This window comes from Dehalococcoides sp. UCH007 (assembly GCF_001010485.1).
GTDB classification, from domain to species: domain Bacteria; phylum Chloroflexota; class Dehalococcoidia; order Dehalococcoidales; family Dehalococcoidaceae; genus Dehalococcoides; species Dehalococcoides mccartyi_A.
In genome coordinates this window covers 767515-785412 of record NZ_AP014722.1, presented here as the reverse complement: position 1 = coordinate 785412, position 17898 = coordinate 767515, and the positions used below count along the sequence as shown (strand labels likewise).

At 47.1% G+C, this 17898-nt stretch carries 17 protein-coding genes and 2 tRNA genes; 7 read left to right on the top strand and 12 right to left on the bottom strand.

Going from position 1 to position 17898, the window contains the following annotated elements; genetic code table 11:
* Positions 1–89 precede the first annotated feature (89 nt).
* From UCH007_RS04170 to rpsO, 7 genes are read right to left on the bottom strand one after another with little or no spacing between them, the layout of a single operon-like run.
* Positions 90–719, bottom strand: a complete 630-nt coding sequence (locus UCH007_RS04170) for a GNAT family N-acetyltransferase (protein ID WP_046961139.1) — start codon at positions 717–719, stop codon at positions 90–92.
* Positions 688–1344 carry a GNAT family N-acetyltransferase gene (locus tag UCH007_RS04165; RefSeq protein WP_046961138.1) on the bottom strand — a complete coding sequence of 219 codons (657 nt, stop codon included), beginning with the start codon at positions 1342–1344 and terminating at the stop codon, positions 688–690. The genes UCH007_RS04170 and UCH007_RS04165 overlap by 32 nt, the downstream gene beginning before the upstream one ends.
* Positions 1345–1346: 2 nt before the next feature.
* Positions 1347–2240, bottom strand: coding sequence for a 4-hydroxy-tetrahydrodipicolinate synthase (gene dapA, locus UCH007_RS04160; RefSeq protein WP_023652389.1), 894 nt, complete (start codon positions 2238–2240; stop codon positions 1347–1349).
* A 2-nt stretch (positions 2241–2242) separates the two neighbouring features.
* Positions 2243–3259, bottom strand: coding sequence for an aspartate-semialdehyde dehydrogenase (locus tag UCH007_RS04155; protein WP_046961137.1), 1017 nt, complete (start codon positions 3257–3259; stop codon positions 2243–2245).
* Positions 3260–3269: 10 nt separating this feature from the next.
* Positions 3270–4061 carry a 4-hydroxy-tetrahydrodipicolinate reductase gene (gene dapB, locus UCH007_RS04150; protein ID WP_046961136.1) on the bottom strand — a complete coding sequence of 264 codons (792 nt, stop codon included), beginning with the start codon at positions 4059–4061 and terminating at the stop codon, positions 3270–3272.
* Between the two features lie 16 nt (positions 4062–4077).
* Complete coding sequence (locus tag UCH007_RS04145; protein ID WP_023652386.1) at positions 4078–6240, bottom strand: polyribonucleotide nucleotidyltransferase; 2163 nt, start codon at positions 6238–6240, stop codon at positions 4078–4080.
* A gap of 41 nt (positions 6241–6281) precedes the next feature.
* A complete protein-coding gene (gene rpsO / locus UCH007_RS04140; RefSeq protein ID WP_052753399.1) occupies positions 6282–6545 on the bottom strand; it encodes a 30S ribosomal protein S15 in 264 nt (87 codons plus the stop codon).
* A gap of 178 nt (positions 6546–6723) precedes the next feature.
* On the opposite strand from rpsO, the gene UCH007_RS04135 reads away from it, so the two are divergent.
* From UCH007_RS04135 to UCH007_RS04125, 3 genes are all read left to right on the top strand, one after another.
* Positions 6724–7020: a DUF503 domain-containing protein gene (locus UCH007_RS04135; RefSeq protein WP_023652385.1), complete on the top strand. Its 297-nt coding sequence runs from the start codon at positions 6724–6726 to the stop codon at positions 7018–7020.
* A gap of 11 nt (positions 7021–7031) precedes the next feature.
* Positions 7032–9326: a DEAD/DEAH box helicase gene (locus UCH007_RS04130; RefSeq protein ID WP_046961134.1), complete on the top strand. Its 2295-nt coding sequence runs from the start codon at positions 7032–7034 to the stop codon at positions 9324–9326.
* Positions 9327–9392: 66 nt separating this feature from the next.
* On the top strand, positions 9393–10175 hold the full coding sequence (locus tag UCH007_RS04125) for a prolipoprotein diacylglyceryl transferase (RefSeq protein WP_046961133.1): 783 nt from the start codon (positions 9393–9395) through the stop codon (positions 10173–10175).
* 116 nt (positions 10176–10291) lie between these two features.
* Here UCH007_RS04125 and UCH007_RS04120 read toward each other — a convergent pair whose 3' ends face one another.
* The 3 genes from UCH007_RS04120 to fabF are packed head-to-tail and all read right to left on the bottom strand — an operon-like array spanning position 10292 to position 13892.
* A complete protein-coding gene (locus tag UCH007_RS04120; protein ID WP_023652382.1) occupies positions 10292–10924 on the bottom strand; it encodes a glycerol-3-phosphate acyltransferase in 633 nt (210 codons plus the stop codon).
* Between the two features lie 15 nt (positions 10925–10939).
* A complete protein-coding gene (gene recJ / locus UCH007_RS04115) occupies positions 10940–12640 on the bottom strand; it encodes a single-stranded-DNA-specific exonuclease RecJ (RefSeq protein ID WP_046961132.1) in 1701 nt (566 codons plus the stop codon).
* The gene (gene fabF, locus UCH007_RS04110; protein WP_023652380.1) at positions 12624–13892 is read right to left on the bottom strand and encodes a beta-ketoacyl-ACP synthase II; all 1269 of its coding nucleotides are present in this window, start codon (positions 13890–13892) and stop codon (positions 12624–12626) included. The genes recJ and fabF overlap by 17 nt, the downstream gene beginning before the upstream one ends.
* 88 nt (positions 13893–13980) lie before the next feature.
* Here fabF and mtaB point away from each other — a divergent pair, with 88 nt between their 5' ends.
* Positions 13981–15231 carry a tRNA (N(6)-L-threonylcarbamoyladenosine(37)-C(2))-methylthiotransferase MtaB gene (mtaB, locus tag UCH007_RS04105; protein ID WP_046961131.1) on the top strand — a complete coding sequence of 417 codons (1251 nt, stop codon included), beginning with the start codon at positions 13981–13983 and terminating at the stop codon, positions 15229–15231.
* Positions 15232–15271: 40 nt separating this feature from the next.
* Here the strand turns inward: mtaB and UCH007_RS04100 are convergent, their stop codons facing one another.
* On the bottom strand, positions 15272–16324 hold the full coding sequence (locus UCH007_RS04100; protein WP_046961130.1) for a DUF128 domain-containing protein: 1053 nt from the start codon (positions 16322–16324) through the stop codon (positions 15272–15274).
* Between the two features lie 104 nt (positions 16325–16428).
* Positions 16429–17205, bottom strand: a complete 777-nt coding sequence (hisF, locus tag UCH007_RS04095) for an imidazole glycerol phosphate synthase subunit HisF (protein WP_046961129.1) — start codon at positions 17203–17205, stop codon at positions 16429–16431.
* A 155-nt stretch (positions 17206–17360) separates the two neighbouring features.
* Here hisF and UCH007_RS04090 point away from each other — a divergent pair, with 155 nt between their 5' ends.
* The 3 genes from UCH007_RS04090 (at position 17361) to UCH007_RS04080 (ending at position 17883) form a co-directional block, all read left to right on the top strand.
* Positions 17361–17645 carry a Smr/MutS family protein gene (locus UCH007_RS04090; RefSeq protein ID WP_228368628.1) on the top strand — a complete coding sequence of 95 codons (285 nt, stop codon included), beginning with the start codon at positions 17361–17363 and terminating at the stop codon, positions 17643–17645.
* A gap of 71 nt (positions 17646–17716) precedes the next feature.
* Positions 17717–17792 (top strand) — tRNA-His (locus UCH007_RS04085).
* Between the two features lie 15 nt (positions 17793–17807).
* A tRNA-Arg gene (locus UCH007_RS04080) sits at positions 17808–17883 on the top strand.
* Positions 17884–17898: the final 15 nt, after the last annotated feature.

Here is a 17898-nt window from a genome sequence, read left to right as displayed (position 1 = left end):
GGGGGCTTAAAAGCCCCCTTTTTTATTCTATTTTTGCAATTCAAATAGTTGCCAAGATGGATTTTATATTTACATTCTAGCTGTAAAAACTAAGACACCTTGCCGTCAGGGTTTTTCAACATACCATATATGGTTTGGCTGGTACCTGAAATCCTCTGGCTGGCCAGTGTTTTGAAACCCAGATGCTCATACATAGACACATTTTCAGGGCTTTGTGTTTCCAGATAACACGGTATGCCTGTTTGATTCATAAAGTCCAGCATGGGGCGTATCAAATGCCCGGCTATCCCGTGGCCCTGATATTCAGGGTTAACGGCCAGAAGAGCAAGGTGAAAATATATAGCCGGAGCATGTTTGGTTCGCAGGCTTTGGCTAATTTTATCTACTCTGGACATTTCAGTTAAAAGTGGCAGCTGGTTCCTTGCCTGAAAAAGGTAGGACAAGTGCCTGATACGCTGACGAAATGTTTTATGGACATTATTCGGTTCCCAAAGGGCTATTCCTTCCAGGTTAGCGGAACTGGCATATGACTGCCCGATATCCATCCCGGTTTTTAAAATATATGCAAAAATCCGGTAAAGAGCATCTATACCCGCTTTCCCATTTGAAATCTCCTTCATTATAGGGTCATTCTGAAAAGCACGGGCACAGACTTCAGCTGCTCTGGGTATATCTGATTTATTCAGTTTATAGAGGTATTGAAGAGGAATTTCCTCCATATTGGTCCTTTCTGTTTTTCCTGAGCATGGCATGCAGTGAAATATTGCCTAGAGGTATACTGAAAGAGCCTATTTCTTCATAACCCCAGTGGCGGTACATATTTACATTCTGCAAACTTTGGGTTTCAAGATAAGACGTTATATTATTCCGGTCAAGTTCCGCCAGAATAGGACGGACGACTTTACTGGCAAGCCCTTTTGAACGGTGTTTGGGGGCTACAGCCAGCAAAGCAAGGTATTTGTTACTAAAAGGGTATAGCTGGTCTCTCATTTTGTCACACAGATTGTTTAACTGCATATCCCGCTGAAAGTAATTAAACCCGCACCAGAGGTTTTTTACAGGGAAACCGCAGCTGATAAGTTGCAAGAGGGAAATACGCACCGGGGCATCAAACCAAACTGAAACCGCCTCCATATTTGGAGAAGAGGCATAAGCCTGTCCGTATTTTATACCAAGTGCTGCATAGTACTCAAAAACCATCGGCAGCCGCCGGGCTTTCTGGGTATTCCCCTGTAGGAGATACAAAGTGAGCGGGTCATCCTTGAATGCTTCGGCTGCTGCTTGGGCAAGATGCTTTATATCCGTTTTTTCTAAACGGTAGAGACCATTGTCAGACTGTATCATTTTTATTTTATAGGCAGGTCGATAGTATAGCCCTTAAGGCTTTCACGTATAAGGGCGGCGGTCTTTTCATCTGCTTCGGTCATGGGCAGTCTCAGCCCGCCTACATTAAACCCCAGGTAATTCAGGGCATACTTTATGGGTATGGGGTTTGATACAACAAAAAGTGAGCGTATCAGCGGGGTCAGGTGGCGGTGAATAGCGGCTGCGTTATCCGTATTGCCTGACACAAAGCTGGTTATCATGTCTTTTATCTGGTTACCCACCAAATGTGAAGCTACCGAGATAACACCGTAAGCCCCCATTGCAAGCATGGGTAGAGTATCGCTGTCATTTCCGCTCCAGACAGTAAAATCAGGGCGGACATTGTTTATTATCTGAGCGATATCGTCCAGTTTGCCGCTGGCTTCTTTGATACCTACAATATTAGGTATATGGCTCAGACGGATTACTGTTTCTGGACTCATGTGTGTAATAGTGCGGGAAGGTACATTATAAAGTATGCAGGGAAGCTCGGTGGCTTCAGCAATCGTCTTGAAATGAAGATATAGACCCTCTTGAGTGGGTTTATTATAATAGGGTACTACCAGCAGACAGGCATCTACCCCGATTTTTTCAGCCTTCAAAGTATTTTCCAGTGCTTCCTGAGTGCTGTTGGCACCTGTGCCGGCAATAACCTTTCCCCTGTTGCCGACAGCAGATTTTACAGCCGCAAATAGGGCGTGTTCTTCTTCCCAGGTAACGGTAGGGGATTCACCGGTAGTGCCAACTACCACCAGACCATCACTGCCTGAATCAAGCAGCCCCAGAGCCAGTTTCTGAGCCTGAACATAGTCTACTGTCCCATCTTTTTTAAACGGGGTTACCATAGCGGTAATAAGTCTGCCTAAGTCTTTCATTTCTAACCTCCTATCATGCCGTGGTTTACCAGTTCTTCGGCAATCTGGACTGCATTTAAGGCAGCGCCTTTTCTGACATTGTCAGCCACAACCCACATAACCAAACCATTGGGGTTGGAAATGTCTTTGCGTATCCGTCCCACAAATACCTCGTCGGTGCCGGTGGCCAGCCAGGGGTGCGGGTAGAGCTTTACAGCCGGCTCATCCAGTACTTTGACGCCGGGTGAGCGGAGAAGTATATCACGTGCCTGCTCCGGTTCCATGGGACGTTCAAATTCTACAGTTACTGCTTCAGAGTGGCCGGTAAATACCGGCACCCTGACGCAGGTAGCTGAAACCTGTATGTTATCAGCATGCATAATCTTGCGGGTTTCTTCCAGCATTTTCCATTCTTCCTTGGTATAGCCGCTGTCAAGAAAGACATCAATTTCCGGCAGTACATTAAAAGCAATCTGGTGCGAATATACATGGGCAACAGCCTTCTGCCCGTCAAGCAACTGGCGTGTTTGAGCACGCAACTCGTCAACTGCATTTATACCTGTACCGGATACAGCCTGAAAAGTGGTTACTACAATGCGTTTAATCGGATTTACCTGATGCAAAGGGTACAGGGCAACTACCATTTGAATTGTAGAGCAATTCGGGTTGGCAATAATCCCTTTATGCTTGGTAATGTCTTCAATATTTACCTCAGGCACTACCAGCGGTACTTTCGGATCCATACGGAATGCGGCGCTGTTGTCCACCACTATGGCTTTATGCTGGGCGGCGATAGGCGCAAAATGGCGGGAGATATCCGCACCGGCTGAAAACAAGGCGATATCCACATCATTAAACGAATCATAGGCGGTCTCCCTGACCTCTATTTCCTCGCCTTTGACCATCATTTTCTTGCCCGCAGAGCGGTCTGACGCCAGGAGTGAAACGGTATCCATCGGAAAATCCCGTTTCTCCAGTACTTTTATAAATTCCTGACCTACCATACCGGTAGCACCTACTATGGCCACTCTGTAACCCATGGACTGCCTCCTAAAGCTTAAGCAGTTTGTCCAGACCGAAAACAAAACCTTTGGTTTGGACTATTTCTTTTATTGCCAGTGTAACACCCGGCATATAACATTCGCGGCTAAAGGCATCATGCCGTATAGTCAGCGTTTGACCGGCCGCTCCAAAAATCACTTCCTGATGTGCCAGCAGACCCGGCAGGCGTACGCTGTGCACTCTTATACCATCATGTTCCTGCCCGCGGGCATCAGTCAGATTTTCCTTGGCCGGTTTGTTAAAAGCCTCACCACGGGCTCTCAGCATGGCTGTTATTGTGGCCAAAGCTGTACCTGAGGGTGAGTCAAGTTTTTTATCATGGTGAAGTTCTATCACCTCGGCGCTGGAAAGAAAACGTGAAGCAACCTGTGCCAAATGAACCATTATTATAGCACCAAGGGCAAAGTTGGGTGCAACTATAATCCCGATGTCATTGGTTTTAGCCAGCAGTTCAATTTCTGATATTTCCTCAGGCGAAAAGCCGGTAGTGCCTATAACCAGATTAACCTTGTGGGCGGCGGCAATGCGGATGGCAGGCATGGAAGCCTTGGCAATAGTAAAATCTACCATTACATCCGGCTTGGTCTGCGAGAGGATAAATGAAAGGTCTGCCGAGTAGGGGATAGAGCCGCTTCCGTCCGGCAGGGTCAGGGATGGGCTTTCAGCCCGTATATCCACTGCTCCCACCGGAAGAAGGTTATTTTCCTGGCACAGGGTCTTTAAGACCTCCTGGCCCATTTTGCCTGAGGCACCGTGAACTACAACCTTTATAGGTGTCATAGCGCCTCCTAATATATTATGAGTTGGACCGGTCTTGAGGGCGGAAAGGCCCGGAACGACGCGGCTGGGAATCACGGTTACGTGAAATGGGTACGGCGTTGGGGTTGAGAATGACCCGCCGTGACAAATTTACTCTGCCTTGGGAATCAATCTCGGTAACTTTTACCGTTATTTCATCACCAACCTTGACTATATCTTCCACTTTTTCTACTCTGTGGTCAGCCAGTTCGCTTATGTGTACCATGCCCTCCTTGCCGGGCAGGATTTCAACGAAAGCGCCGAAGGTCATTATCCGGGTAACTTTACCGGTGTAAACACTGCCGGCTTCAATATCTTTAGTCAGGTCTTCAATTATCTTGATAGCCTTTTGGGCCGAAGCTTCGTCAGTAGCACCGATGACCACTGTGCCGTCATTTTCAATATCAACGGTAGTATTGGTCTGCTCAATAATAGAGCGGATAGTCTTGCCGCCGCTGCCGATAACACTGCCAATCTTGGAGGGGTCAATGCTTATCTTGTACATTCTGGGGGCGTAAGGGCTAAGCTCAGTCTTGGGCTGGGCAAGAGCCTTGTCCATTACTTCCAGTATGGTATAGCGGGCTTCTTTGGCCTGGTAGATAGCGTCACGGATAACGTCAAAGCTGATACCCTTGACTTTCATATCCACCTGTATGGCGGTTATGCCGTCACGGGTACCGGCAACTTTGAAATCCATATCGCCGTAGTTATCTTCAATACCTTCAATATCAGTAATGGTGCAGTAGGTATCATTTTCACCGGTAATAAGGCCGATGGAGATACCGGCAACAGCTTTTTTAACGGGTACACCTGCATCCATAAGTGACAAACTGGACGAACAGACACTGCCCATAGAAGTAGAGCCTGATGAACCGACTACGTCAGCTACCATACGAATGGTATAGGGAAATTCTTCGGGAGTGGGCAGGACAGGCACCAAAGCCCTTTCGGCTAAAGCACCATGGCCGATTTCACGCCGTCCGGGGGAGCCAGAACGCTTAACTTCACCGGTAGAGAAGGGGGCAAAATTGTAGTGAAGCATAAAACGCTTGGTATCTTCGGCACTCAAGCCATCCAGCTGCTGGGATTCCTGTAAAGAACCCAGAGTGGTAACGGCCATAACCTGGGTATCACCGCGGGTGAACAAAGCTGAGCCGTGAACGCGGGGCAGAATACCTGTTTCAGCGTCCAGCTGGCGAAGCTGTTTAATGCCCCGTCCGTTTACCCTGATATCTTTTTCAAGTATAGTTGAACGGATAGCCTTTTTGATTTCTTTATCATAAGCAGCCAGAATATCGCCCTCGGCGTATGTTTCTGCCAAAGCTTCAACCAGTTCGCTCTGAAGGGCTTCAACCGCATTTTCACGGAGGGTTTTGTCCTGATGGCTCAGAGCTTCGTTTACCCGCCCCTTTACAAAGGCGGCTACCGCTGCTTTGACTTCTTCAGGTATTTCCAGCACCGGCACCGGCAGTTTTTCCTTGCCCAGCTTGGCGCGGATTTCATCCTGAAGGTCAATAAGCTCCTGATTTGCCTGGTGGGCAAACTCAATCGCTTTAATCATAAGGTCTTCGGGAATTTCCTTAGACCCGGCTTCAATCATAACCACGGCTTTGCGGGTGCTGACTACCACCAAATCCATCTGGCTTTGTTCCAGCTGGGCAAAGGTGGGGTTAAGCACGAATTCACCGTTTATATAACCTACGCGGCTGGCTCCAACCGGACCTTCATAGGGTATTTCAGACATGGCAAGAACAGTGGAAGCACCTACCACACCCCAGATATCAGCGTCATTTTCCTTATCTGAGGCAATTACGGTGATAATAATCTGAAGTTCATTCCGCCACTCCTTGGGGAGAAGGGGGCGAAGAGGTCTGTCTGTTAGACGTCCAGCCAAAATAGCCTGTTCACTGGGGCGTCCTTCGCGGCGGATAAACCCGCCGGGGATTTTGCCTGCGGCATACATCCGCTCTTCATAGTCTATAGTCAGGGGGAGGAAATCCACCCCTTCGCGCGGTTTTTTGGCAGCACAAAGTGTTACCAGTAATTCGGTATCCGCATAGCGGATAGTTACTGCGGCATCTGCAAGGCGGGCCATTTTCCCGCTCTCTATAATAAGTTTTCTGCCGCCAATAGTTCGTTCAAATGAGTTGGCAGTTATCAATAACGTAATCTCCTTACAGGGTTATTTGCCTTTGGCAATATTTATTTTCTAAGGCCAAGATTGGCAATAAGCTCCTGATAACCGGCCCCGTTATTGTTGCGCATGTATGAGAGCAAGCGGCGGCGGCGGCCAACCAAAGTAAGCAGGCTTCTCTTGGTATGAAAGTCATGTTTGTTGGATATCATGTGGGTGGTTAACTGGTGAATACGGGCAGTGAGCAAGGCTACCTGCACTTCAGTAGAGCCGGTATCGTTTTCGCTCTTTTTGAATTCGTTAATAATCAGAGATTTTTCCTGTTTGTCCAAACTTATTCCCCTTATGTTATTCTACTCAATTTAAAGTCAAAATTATATCACACTGTACCTGTGTTGTAAAACAAATGCGCTATATTTAGGTATAATATACCATATTCCAGCAAGTGTTTACTTGACGTAATATATGGGTAACGCTATATTCATTTAAGGGTTTTAAAGAGGTGTTTGTGTGAGTTTGCACGCCGGTATATTAAAACTGTGGCTGGACTTGCCTGAAAATACCTCGCTGAAGGGCAAGCGCCAGCTTATTCAACCGCTAATCAGGCAACTGCAAAACCGTTTCAATCTTTCGGTAGCCGAAGCCGAAGAAATGGACAGATGGAAGACGGCGGTTATTGGTATAAGCTGTATCAGCAACAGTGCCGCGGTGGCTGACCAGTTACTGAATAAAGTACTGGCTTTTGTGACTGACGGCGGGTTTGATTTGGTTATACGTGATTTTCAGATTGAAATAATGGCGGTTTAGGATAAAGGCTTTTGGAAACTACCGAATTTTTAGCCTATATTGCATCACTGCCTGATTATCAGAAGCAGATAGCCCATATTGAACGCCTGCCTTACCGTCCGGCGGAATATGCCAGAACTGACGCCCCGCTGTTGCCCCGGATAGATGCACGCCTCAGAAAAAAACGGATTTTGCCCTTGTACACCCATCAGGCAAATGCTGTAAACCTTAGCTGGCAGGGGAAGAATATTATAGTGGCCACCCCGGCGGCCAGCGGCAAGAGCTTGTGCTATAACCTGCCGGTGCTGGAAAAACTGCTCTCAGACCCGAATGCCAGAGCTTTATACCTTTACCCGGCTAAGGCTTTGGCACAGGACCAGCTGCGAAGCCTGAAATCCCTGGCAGTGCCTTCACTCCTGGCAGATGAGGAAATAGCTGTATATGACGGCGATACCCCCGGCAACAGCCGTGCGAATATACGCCTGAAAGCCCGGATTATACTTTCAAACCCGGATATGCTCCATGTTTCCATACTGCCGTCTCACCAGAAGTGGGGGCGGTTTTTACGCCACCTGGAATATGTGGTGATAGACGAAGCCCATATTTACCGGGGGGTGTTTGGTTCGCATCTGGCAAATATTATCCGCAGGCTTAGGCGTCTTTGCCGTTACTACGGCAGTTCCCCGCAGTTTATTCTCAGTTCGGCTACTATAGCCAGCCCCGGCGTTCATGCCCAAAGTCTGACCGGGCTGCCTTTTTCAGTGGTAGATAATGACGGCTCTCCCAGGTCAGAAAAAGATTTTGTTTTTTGGAATCCGCCCATTATTGACCCGGCTAACGGCATACGCCATAGCGCTAACTCGGAATCTTCGTTTCTTTTAAGCGAACTGGTCAGCCACGAAATCCGTACCCTGGACTTTACCCGTACCAAACGGCTGACCGAACTTATTTATAAATATTCGCGTGACCGCCTGATAGCCATAAAGCCGGAGTTTGCAGACCTCATCAAGCCTTACCGGGGTGGGTATACCGCCGAAGACCGCCGCAAGATAGAAAAAGAGCTTTTCTCAGGCAGATTGCTTGGGGCGGTTTCCACCAATGCACTTGAGCTGGGAATAGATATAGGTGACCTGGGGGCTACCATACTGACCGGCTTTCCGGGCAGTATCTCCAGCACTTTTCAGCAGGCAGGACGAAGCGGCCGAAGGTGCGGCCACTCACTTTCCTTTTTGCTGGGGCTGGATAACCCCCTTGACCAGTATTATATGAATAACCCCGAAAAACTGTTTAACAGCGGTTTTGAAGGCACTTTTATCAATCCGGAAAATTCATATATCTACAGGGTTCATCTTTTATGTGCCGCCTGGGAGATGCCGGTAAACGCAAGTGAAACGGATATGTTCGGTGAAAACCTGATTGAGGAGCTGGATACACTTGCTCAGGAAAGAGTGCTTAATAAGCGGCGGGACAATTATTATCTGTCAGCCGATATTTCTTATCCTGCCGGAGATATCAGTATCCGTTCGGCTTCGGGCAAGGATTTCTGTCTGATAGATGCCGAAAGCGGACAGATTATTGAAACGCTGGACTTTCAAACCGCCTTTTTGCAAGCTTATCCCGGGGCGGTTTACTTGCATCAGGGTGAAAGCTATCTGGTAAGCCGTTTTGACCTTAATTCCCAGATAGCCCTGCTGGAAAAGAAAAAACTGGACTACTATACGGTTACCCGTGACCTTACCGAAATAAGCATAATTGAAGTGCTCAAAAACAAACTGGTGGGGGATATCAGCGTATATCTGGGCAAAGTGGATGTTACTTTAACTGTAACCGGCTACAGGCGTAAAGCCCAGTTCACAGAGCAGGTATTGAGCGAGGAGCAGCTGGATTTGCCGCCGCAGACTTTTCCCACTATAGCTGTCTGGTTTAAATTGCCTTCTGATATAGTCTCCGCTATGGAAAAAACTAAAATGGATTTTCACGGGGCTATCCACGCCGCCGAACACGCCCTTATCGGGCTGCTGCCTTTATTTGCCCTGTGTGACCGGGGAGATATCGGCGGTGTTTCTACCCCGCTCCACCCGGATACCGGTACCCCGGCCATATTTATATATGACGGACACCCCGGCGGGGTAGGTATTGCCGAAAAGGGATATGAAGTCATCAACGACCTTTGGGAAGCCGCCAGAAACGTTATTGAAAAATGCACCTGCATAGACGGCTGTCCCAGTTGCGTTCAGTCACCCAAGTGCGGCAATAATAACAAACCGCTGGATAAAAACGGGGCTAAAGCCGTACTGGAAAGATGCCTGGGCAAGGCCTGTTTGTGATGCTGAATTTGTTCGGGTATAATTTTAATATAGTACTTTTTAAAAATTGAAACAGGACTGGTATTTATGTTTGAAATAAATGTAGACCCGGTAGCCTTCAGCATCGGTTCGCTGGTGGTCAAATGGTACGGAATCATGATGGCTCTGGGTGTGGTGGCACTGATTTCCTGGATATTCTGGCGGATTAAACGCGGGGCCGATATTTCTTATGATACGGTGCTGACTGCGGCTATTATTGCTATTCCTTCCGGCATTATTTTTTCAAAGCTTCTGCATGTTATAGATGCCTGGGAATATTACAGCCTTAACCCCGGAGCTATTTTGAGCGGTGAAGGTTTAACCATATTCGGGGCTATTATCGGTGCAACTATAGGCTTGTGGATTTACAGCCGTTATTCCCACTTCAATCTGGGTTACCTGCTGGATGTGGCTGTTCCGGGCATACTGCTGGGGCAGGCGATAGGCCGGGTGGGGTGTCTGCTGAATGGCTGTTGTTACGGTGAATACGGTGGCAGCGGCTGCAGTGTGATTTATACAAACCCTGCCACGGCCGCTCCGCATGGTATAGAGGTAGCACCTACCCAGGCTTACGAAATTATTTTTTTACTGTGTCTTTTTGCCTTTAGCTTATTTATTGCCAAAAAGCTGCGGCCTGACGGACAGCTTTTCCTGCTTTACATAAACCTCTATGCCGCATGGAGAGTCGCCATTGGTTTTGTGCGGGTAAATGATGATTTTGCTCTGGGGCTGGAACAGGCTCAGGTAGTGGGGCTGATACTTATTGCCATAGCTGTTCCGCTCTTTATATACCGTTTACGGAACCAAAAGGCAGCGGACAAGATAACTTAAGCGCGAAACGCTTAGGTTAAACTTTAGGATTATTAGCATTAAAAATAAGACTTGCAAATGTATTTAAAGTAAATCTGCAAGTCTTTAATTATTCTGTCTGCTCTGGGAAAATAAGATTAAAGCCGTTCTTTAAGGTTTTTACGGAAGATAGCCCGTTTGGCATTGCCGGAGCCGGCCTTGTTTTTTATCTCTTTCATTCGGGGTATGTACATAAGTATGGGTATCATAACTACCAAAAGGGAAAATAGCACTTTCCCCAAATCATGCTGTCCAAGCCATGCCACCAGTATGAAGCTGATAAATGAAATGCCGTAACTCAAGGTGGGGAAACGGGTAATAGCCATAAGGATAAGAAAAGAAGCGATATATATAGGAATGCCCTCTGGCATCATATAGGCCAGAATACCTATGGCAGTTGCTCCGCCCTTGCCGCCCTTAAATCTTAGCCATACCGGGTAATTATGCCCGGCAATGGCCATTAGGGCGCACAGCATCTGGATACCCAGCCCTTCACCTAGCCAGTTGGCAACTGCCATAGCCAGAGCACCTTTGCCTATATCTACCGCCAGTACCAGAATACCCGGCCAGAAACCCACATTGTAAAAAACATTCATAGACCCCATATTTTTAGAGCCTACCGTACGGATATCTATGCCTTTAAAAATCCGCCCTGCCAGATAAGGGGCAGGGGTGGAGCCGATAAAATATGCGGCAATGAGGGCAATTATAACCATTATCAAACTATTCATTTGCTCACCTTTTTATTAAATCTTGGTACCTGCGGGTGACATATCAATTATCTTCAGGCGGAGTGTATCTGTTCCGCACCATTTATCCAGTTCAAGATTATACACTATATCCACCGGGGATTGGAGAAAACCATTCAGTTCTTTTGCCTGGCGAAAGGCCACTCCATCCCAGAAGCGGCCTTTATGTTTAATACGCAATTTCAGGTGTTCGTTGTTGCTGCCCATGGAGCGGTAATCAGTAATATTCAGCCCCCGGCTTAGGAACACAGGTTTCGGGTTTGCCTCTCCGAATGGAGCCAGCCTCTCAAGTTCACGCAGGGTGGCCGGGCAGAGTTCACTTAGATCTGTGTCTATATCTATATCTATAAACGGCTTCAGTTCTACACCGCTTAGGGTTTCTTCGGCATAAGCGGATATGCCTTGGACAAATGCATCCAAATTTTCTATGGGCAGGGTGAAACCGGCTGCCTGGGCATGTCCGCCGAAGTGGCTGAACAGATGTGCAAAGCGGCTGAGGGCCTGAATGATATTGAAATCCGGTATGCTGCGGCAACTGCCTGTAGCCGAATCTGCGTTGGTCTTTATAACAATAGACGGACGGTAATATTCATCGGACAGTCTGCCTGCCACAAGCCCGCTGATACCTTGCGGACATTCGGCATCAATGAATATAAGTAATGCAGGCAGAAACTGTGTATCCAGCCTAGCTCTGGCTTTTTCTACAAAATGAACGGTCAGCTGCTGGCGTTCGGTGTTTTTGTTTTCAAGCCAGAGTGCCAGTTCTTGAGAATCACTTATGGTGGTGGCGGTAAGCAGTTTATATCCTGCCAGAGCATGTTCCAGCCTTCCGGCTGCGTTCAGGCGGGGTGCCATTATCCACGAAATGCTCTCCGGTTCTATTTCCCCTAGATGCAGACGGCTAAGCTGTGCCATTTCAATAATGCCGGGACGGGGTTCGGCATTGAGGAGTTTGATGCCCTCTTTTACCAGATAACGGTTTTCATTCAGAATGGGTACTATATCAGCAATTGTGCCTATAGCTACCAAGTCCAGTAAATCTCTGGTTTCATCTTCCCGCCCCAAGTTGCGGTATAAAGCCTGTATAAGTTTGTACGCTACCCCAACTCCTGCCAGTTCCTTAAAAGGGTAGGTTTCGCCGGGTACTTTGGGGTTTATAATGGCATATGCAGGCGGCAGTTCATCTAGCGGGGTATGGTGGTCTGTGACTATCACATCCAGTCCGATTTTATTTGCCCGCTTTATTTCAGGTATAGCGGTGATGCCACAGTCTGTGCTGATGATAAGTGAAACACCCTCTGTTCGGTGTTTTTCAAGGGCGGATATTTTTAAACCATACCCTTCAGTAACGCGGTGAGGAATGTAAGGGATTACATTCCCTCCCAAACGGGCAATGCCAGTGGTTAAAACTGCTGTAGCCGTCAGCCCGTCAGCATCAAAATCCCCGTATACTACTATTTTTTCACCTGTCAGCAAGGCTATGTAGATACGGCTGACCGCTTTTTCCATATCAGGAAATAAGAATGGGTTATGATTTAGACGCCTGTCTGATGACAGGAACAACTCAGCTTCTTCAGCGGTTTCAATACCCCTGTTATGAAGCAAACGGCTAATCAAGGGCGGATAAGGAAAATTCTGGCTAATCTTTTCCGGAGGTGCCGGTTTTAGTTTCCAGAGGCAATTAGCCAATATTTTCACTGCCCATTTCCCTGAGGATAAGCACTGAATTGTGCCCGCCGAACCCGAATGAATTATTGAGTGCCACCTTTACTTTGGCTTTGCGGGCTGTGTTGGGGGTGTAATCTAAATCACAGTCAGGGTCAGGCGTTGTGTAGTTTATGGTTGGAGGTATAATTCCGTTTTTAATAGTCAGCGCGCATATAGATGCTTCAATAGCCCCAGCCCCGCCTATGAGATGCCCCAGCATAGATTTGGTGGAACTGATAGCCAGTTTTCGGGCATGTTCTCCGAATGCAACTTTTATAGCGTTGGTTTCCATTTTGTCATTGAGCGGAGTAGAAGTGCCATGGGCATTTATATAATCTACTGCTTCCGGTTTGATGCCGGCGCTATTAAGGGCTATGTTTATGGCACGTGCGGCCTCAACTCCGGATTCCACCGGCTGGGTGATATGGAAAGCGTCTGAAGAACCGCCGTAACCAATTATCTCGGCAATAATATTCGCCCCGCGGGCCTTGGCGGCTTGCAGTTCTTCGAGTACCATAATCGCCGCACCCTCTGCAATAACAAAGCCGTCCCGGTTGGCGTCAAACGGGCGTGAAGCTGTCTGGGGGTCTTCATTGCGGGTAGACAGGGCTTTTAGGGCTGAAAAACCGGCAAAACCTACCGGGTTCATAATGGATTCGGCACCGCCCGCCAATATGATTTTAGCAGAACCGAAACGTATTTTTTCAAAAGCTGTGCCTATGGCGTCTGACCCCGAAGAACAGGCCGAAGTAGTACAGAAATTAGGCCCTTTAAGACCCAGTTGGATAGATACCTGGGCCCCGGCCATGTCTGCAATCATCATGGGTACTAAAAAGGGACTGACTCTGTCCGGCCCCTGTTCCAGGAAAACTTTGATTTGTTCAAAAAGAACCGAAAGTCCGCCTATACCGCTGCCTACAATTACCCCGATATCCTGACTGGTGCATTCATTTATACTTAGACCTGAATTTTCAAGTGCTTGTTTTCCGGCGGCTACTGCCAGCTGGGCAAAGCGGTCCATACGGCGGATATCCTTGCGGGATATATAATTTGCAGGGTCAAAATCTTTAACTTCTCCGCCGAAGCGGACTGCCAGATTTGATGCGTCAAAGAGGCTGATATGGTCTATACCTGAGCGTCCGTTTATCAGGCCTTCCCAGGTGGTCTGGGTATCAAGTCCAAGAGGGCTGACAATACCGATACCGGTTATGACAACCCTGTTTTGGGGCTGGTTATCAGTCATCTGTTCACCTCAGTTGTTAAATTGGCTATTTATAACACAGGCATATTTTAACTGCAAGTTTGGGGAGGCTTTGGTATAATCTGACTTAATGTTTAATATAGCTTTAGATACACTGGGGTGCAAGCTGAATCAGGCTGAGACAGAGGCTATTGGGCGTGAATTTGCGGAGGCAGGCTACCGCCTGGTCAGCCCGCAGGATAACTGGGATATTTATATTCTGAATACCTGCACAGTTACCCATGTGGCAGACCGCAAAGCCCGTTATCAGGTACGTATTGCCCGCCGTCACAATCCAAACGGGTTCATTTGCCTGACCGGGTGTTATGCCGAAAACGGGGGAGATGGAATAACTTGCCCGGATGCCAACCTGATACTGGATAACGAGCGGAAAGCAGATATTGTTGCTGAAATTGTTCGCCTTTTCCCGCTGGAAGTTTCTGCCAAGGCTTTATATGAGCATGGGCGGACACGCAGTTTTATAAAAATACAGGACGGATGTGATAACTTTTGTTCATATTGCATTGTACCGTTTGTCAGGCGGAATAAGAGCTGCCGTGGGATTGACGAAATAATCAGCGAAATAAACCTAAGGCAAGCTGAAGGGTATCAGGAGGTTGTGCTTACAGGTACGGAGATAGGCGAGTACGCATCTAGTGGGTTTAATCTGGCAGGCTTGATTAAATCTATACTGGAATGTACTTACATACCCCGTTTGCGGTTATCGTCATTACAACCGAATGAAATCACACCACAGCTTTTAGCCCTATGGCAAAATCCGCGGTTGTGTAATCATTTTCACATAGCTTTGCAAAGCGGCAGTGACCGCATATTAAGTTTTATGCAACGCCCATACGTTTTGACTGATTATACCCGCACACTAGAGAGTATACGTGCTTGTCTTCCGGATACGGCTGTTACTACAGATGTAATAATTGGGTTTCCGGGTGAAACTGATGAAGATTTTTTACTAAGCTTGAGATATGTGGAGAAAGCAGGTTTTGCAAGGGTGCATCCTTTCCCATATTCCGAGCGTCCTGGTACTCTTGCATCAACTATGAGTGGAAAATTAGACCCTGCGGTTATAAAAACACGTCTTTTACAGATGATGTTTGTGGCAAAAAATGCGAGTCTGCAGCATCGCAGACAAAAAATTGGCATGGAAAGAGATGTACTCTGGGAGAATAAGACGAGAGGCGGACTTTGGTTTGGATATACCCCTGATTATATAAGGGTATACGGCAAATTCAACCAAAAACCGGTTAATACCATCTCAAGAGTTAAACTGGGAAAGATACATACGGATGGGATATTGGCAACCGAAATATACCCGCAGGCTTAACTTTATGCCAAAGGCATATATAAGGACGGATAGTGCCTGGTTAAACAGGTTTCTTAATCCCTGCTGCTTCCCAGTAGCTTGTAAAACTGCTGTAAGGTACTAAACCGCTCATAGCATGGCTGGCAGCCGGTATGTTGCTCTCAACCGCTGCGGCTACTGGATTAAGCCCGCCCATCATTATCATGCCGACTTTGTTCAAACCTACCGGCATTTCACAAACTGATTTGCCGGCTTCTCCCATCATAAGTACTCCGTTTATTCCGGCATTCTTCAGCTTTGCTATTATTTTTTCAGCCAGCGGCAGGCTTACAGCAGGTATTTCACGGAAATTGCAGAGAACTTTCCCCTCACCCCTTCGGGCTACCTCTGAAACACTGGTCATTCGGCTGGCAATAAATATTTCAGACGGGTCAAGTGAAGATCCTGTATAGTAAATCATGTCTGTAAATCGCCACGGTTTATGCTGGTGAAACTGCAGAGTACCTCCAAAGCGGGAATCCATGGGGATACCGGCCTTGAGAAGAGTGCCGTTTATCACGATAGAGCAGACAGTAGCGAAAGCTACCTGACCGGCAGGAACGGTGATATCCGAAATCTTGTCTCCCTCATGAATAATACACACTAAATCACTTACGCATAAATTGGCTTTGTAGGCCTGTGCCATGGACCTAAGAGCGGGTTTAAACTGGTCTTTGGCAAAAAAAGAAATATTTACCGGCACCATGCCGCTTAGGGTATCCAGATCAAAATCGGTCATGTAGGCCAGCCGTTCAATTTTGTCAATGACAAAGCCCACTTTGTCGGTGACCATGGCATTTTCCAGCTCTTCAAGACCCAGTTGGGTAATGCTTCTGCCATCACGGCGGCTAATCTTGCAGGTCATCTTCCTTTCGTCAAGCAGTATCAGATGATAACGGACTGCCCGTTCCGAAAGGTCAACCCCGTATTCATTTTTCAGGCGGCGGGCAATGATTTTACTGCCAACTGGTGTCTGGCAGCTGGCCAAAACCCGTAAAATGGCTAATTTCTCACGTTCTACTTCGCGCCCGTCTTGTTTTATCAAGTTTATCCTCTGTGTAAGGTTTTTATTCATTGTAACAGTGCCTTTGCATATAAGGCAATAGTTTGCCGTATATCTGACGAGAAATCTACGAAGCTGTTAGAGAAAAAGGGGTGGCGGTTCTGAGGGAAATATATTTAATGCGGCATATTTACTGGAATACCCTTTGAATGCAAATATTTTTTTAGTTCAGGTATTTTTATGATACCGGAATGAAAAACTGAAGCTGCCAGCACCGCCTGAGCTTCGCCTTCGGTCACCGCAGTATACATATCCTCAAGTTTGCCTGCACCACCGGAGGCAATTACCGGTATTTTGACAGACTGGGCAACAGCTCTGGTCATTTCTAAATCATAGCCGTCTTTAGTGCCGTCAGCATCCTTGCTGGTAAGCAAGATGGCACCTGCCCCTTGCGCTTCCATTTGCTTTGCCCAACTTACCAATTCCAGTTTAGGTTTGACATCTCCATTTGGCATAACAGTTTCAAGTCTTGGGCGTCCATACCCTGGCGGGTTTTTAATGCCGTCTATAGCTACTATTATCTGTTCATTACCAAATCTGGCTGTAGCATCACTGACAAATGATTTGGTTTGAGGAGTAACAGTATTTAGAGCTATTTTACTTACACCTATTGCCAGTAAACTTTCAATATCACTTAATTTACTGATACCGCCGCCTGCAATCAAGGGCAAGCCGCTTTTAGATAGTATATTTTTTATCCAGTCCGTATGAATAGGCCTATTTTCAAGCGTGGCCGTCAAATCCAGAAACGCCAGCTCATCTGCCCATTGAGTGGAATAAATAAAAGCCGCTTCAGCCGGGTCATAAGCGTCTGCCATATCGGCAAATTTTATTTCCTTAACTATGCGGTTATCTTTAACGTCTAAACAAGGAATAATCTTTACGGGTTTCACCGCACCGCCGATATTGTTTAATTACAGTCAGATATTTTAACCTGCAAGGGAATAGTATTCTATTTGGAGGTTAGAAGTAAAGTCTGTAAGGTAAACAGTATACGGCAATGTTACCGCAATATTGCCCGCATATGGGCATGATGCTAAGATATCTTGTGCCGTACAACTTGAAGCGAAGCCGCCCGGACAACGTGCCCAATGAAATAAGCCTTCGTCATCTGACTGTTGATGAAGCTCTGCCGGCGTTTAAACAATACTTGAATGATGCGTTTATGGCTGGGCATATGGTTATAAAAATTATACACGGCAAAAGCGGCGGAGTGATACGCGGGCTGGTCTGGGAAGAGCTGAAAGGGCATTCTCTTGTACAGTCTTATCGCTTGGGAGAATACGGCGAGGGTGGTTCGGGTGTGACAATTGCTTATCTGGAGCGGCGTTAAAGCTGGAATAACCAGTTTTAATAATAAATTGAAATGATAGGCAGGTATTGGCTATAATACGGGTGGTTTTGGTGAGTGTGGCCTAGCGGTTAAGGCACCAGGTTGTGGCCCTGGAGATCGTGGGTTCAAGTCCCATCACTCACCCCATTTTTAAAACGGCCTGCGCCTATAGCTCAGTGGATAGAGCATCGGTCTTCGGAACCGAGGGTCGTGGGTTCGAATCCCTCTAGGCGCGCCAAATTTAAAGCTAAAT

What these genes read in the sequence shown, in the direction of transcription:
- dapB (WP_046961136.1), bottom strand. Translation starts at nt 4,061, where the DNA reads ATGACACCTATAAAGGTTGTAGTTCACGGTGCCTCAGGCAAAATGGGC.
- UCH007_RS04120 (WP_023652382.1), bottom strand. Translation starts at nt 10,924, where the DNA reads ATGAATAGTTTGATAATGGTTATAATTGCCCTCATTGCCGCATATTTT.
- UCH007_RS04170 (WP_046961139.1), bottom strand. Translation starts at nt 719, where the DNA reads ATGGAGGAAATTCCTCTTCAATACCTCTATAAACTGAATAAATCAGAT.
- dapA (WP_023652389.1), bottom strand. Translation starts at nt 2,240, where the DNA reads ATGAAAGACTTAGGCAGACTTATTACCGCTATGGTAACCCCGTTTAAA.
- UCH007_RS04125 (WP_046961133.1), top strand. Translation starts at nt 9,393, where the DNA reads ATGTTTGAAATAAATGTAGACCCGGTAGCCTTCAGCATCGGTTCGCTG.
- mtaB (WP_046961131.1), top strand. Translation starts at nt 13,981, where the DNA reads ATGTTTAATATAGCTTTAGATACACTGGGGTGCAAGCTGAATCAGGCT.
- UCH007_RS04155 (WP_046961137.1), bottom strand. Translation starts at nt 3,259, where the DNA reads ATGGGTTACAGAGTGGCCATAGTAGGTGCTACCGGTATGGTAGGTCAG.
- fabF (WP_023652380.1), bottom strand. Translation starts at nt 13,892, where the DNA reads ATGACTGATAACCAGCCCCAAAACAGGGTTGTCATAACCGGTATCGGT.
- UCH007_RS04165 (WP_046961138.1), bottom strand. Translation starts at nt 1,344, where the DNA reads ATGATACAGTCTGACAATGGTCTCTACCGTTTAGAAAAAACGGATATA.
- UCH007_RS04100 (WP_046961130.1), bottom strand. Translation starts at nt 16,324, where the DNA reads ATGAATAAAAACCTTACACAGAGGATAAACTTGATAAAACAAGACGGG.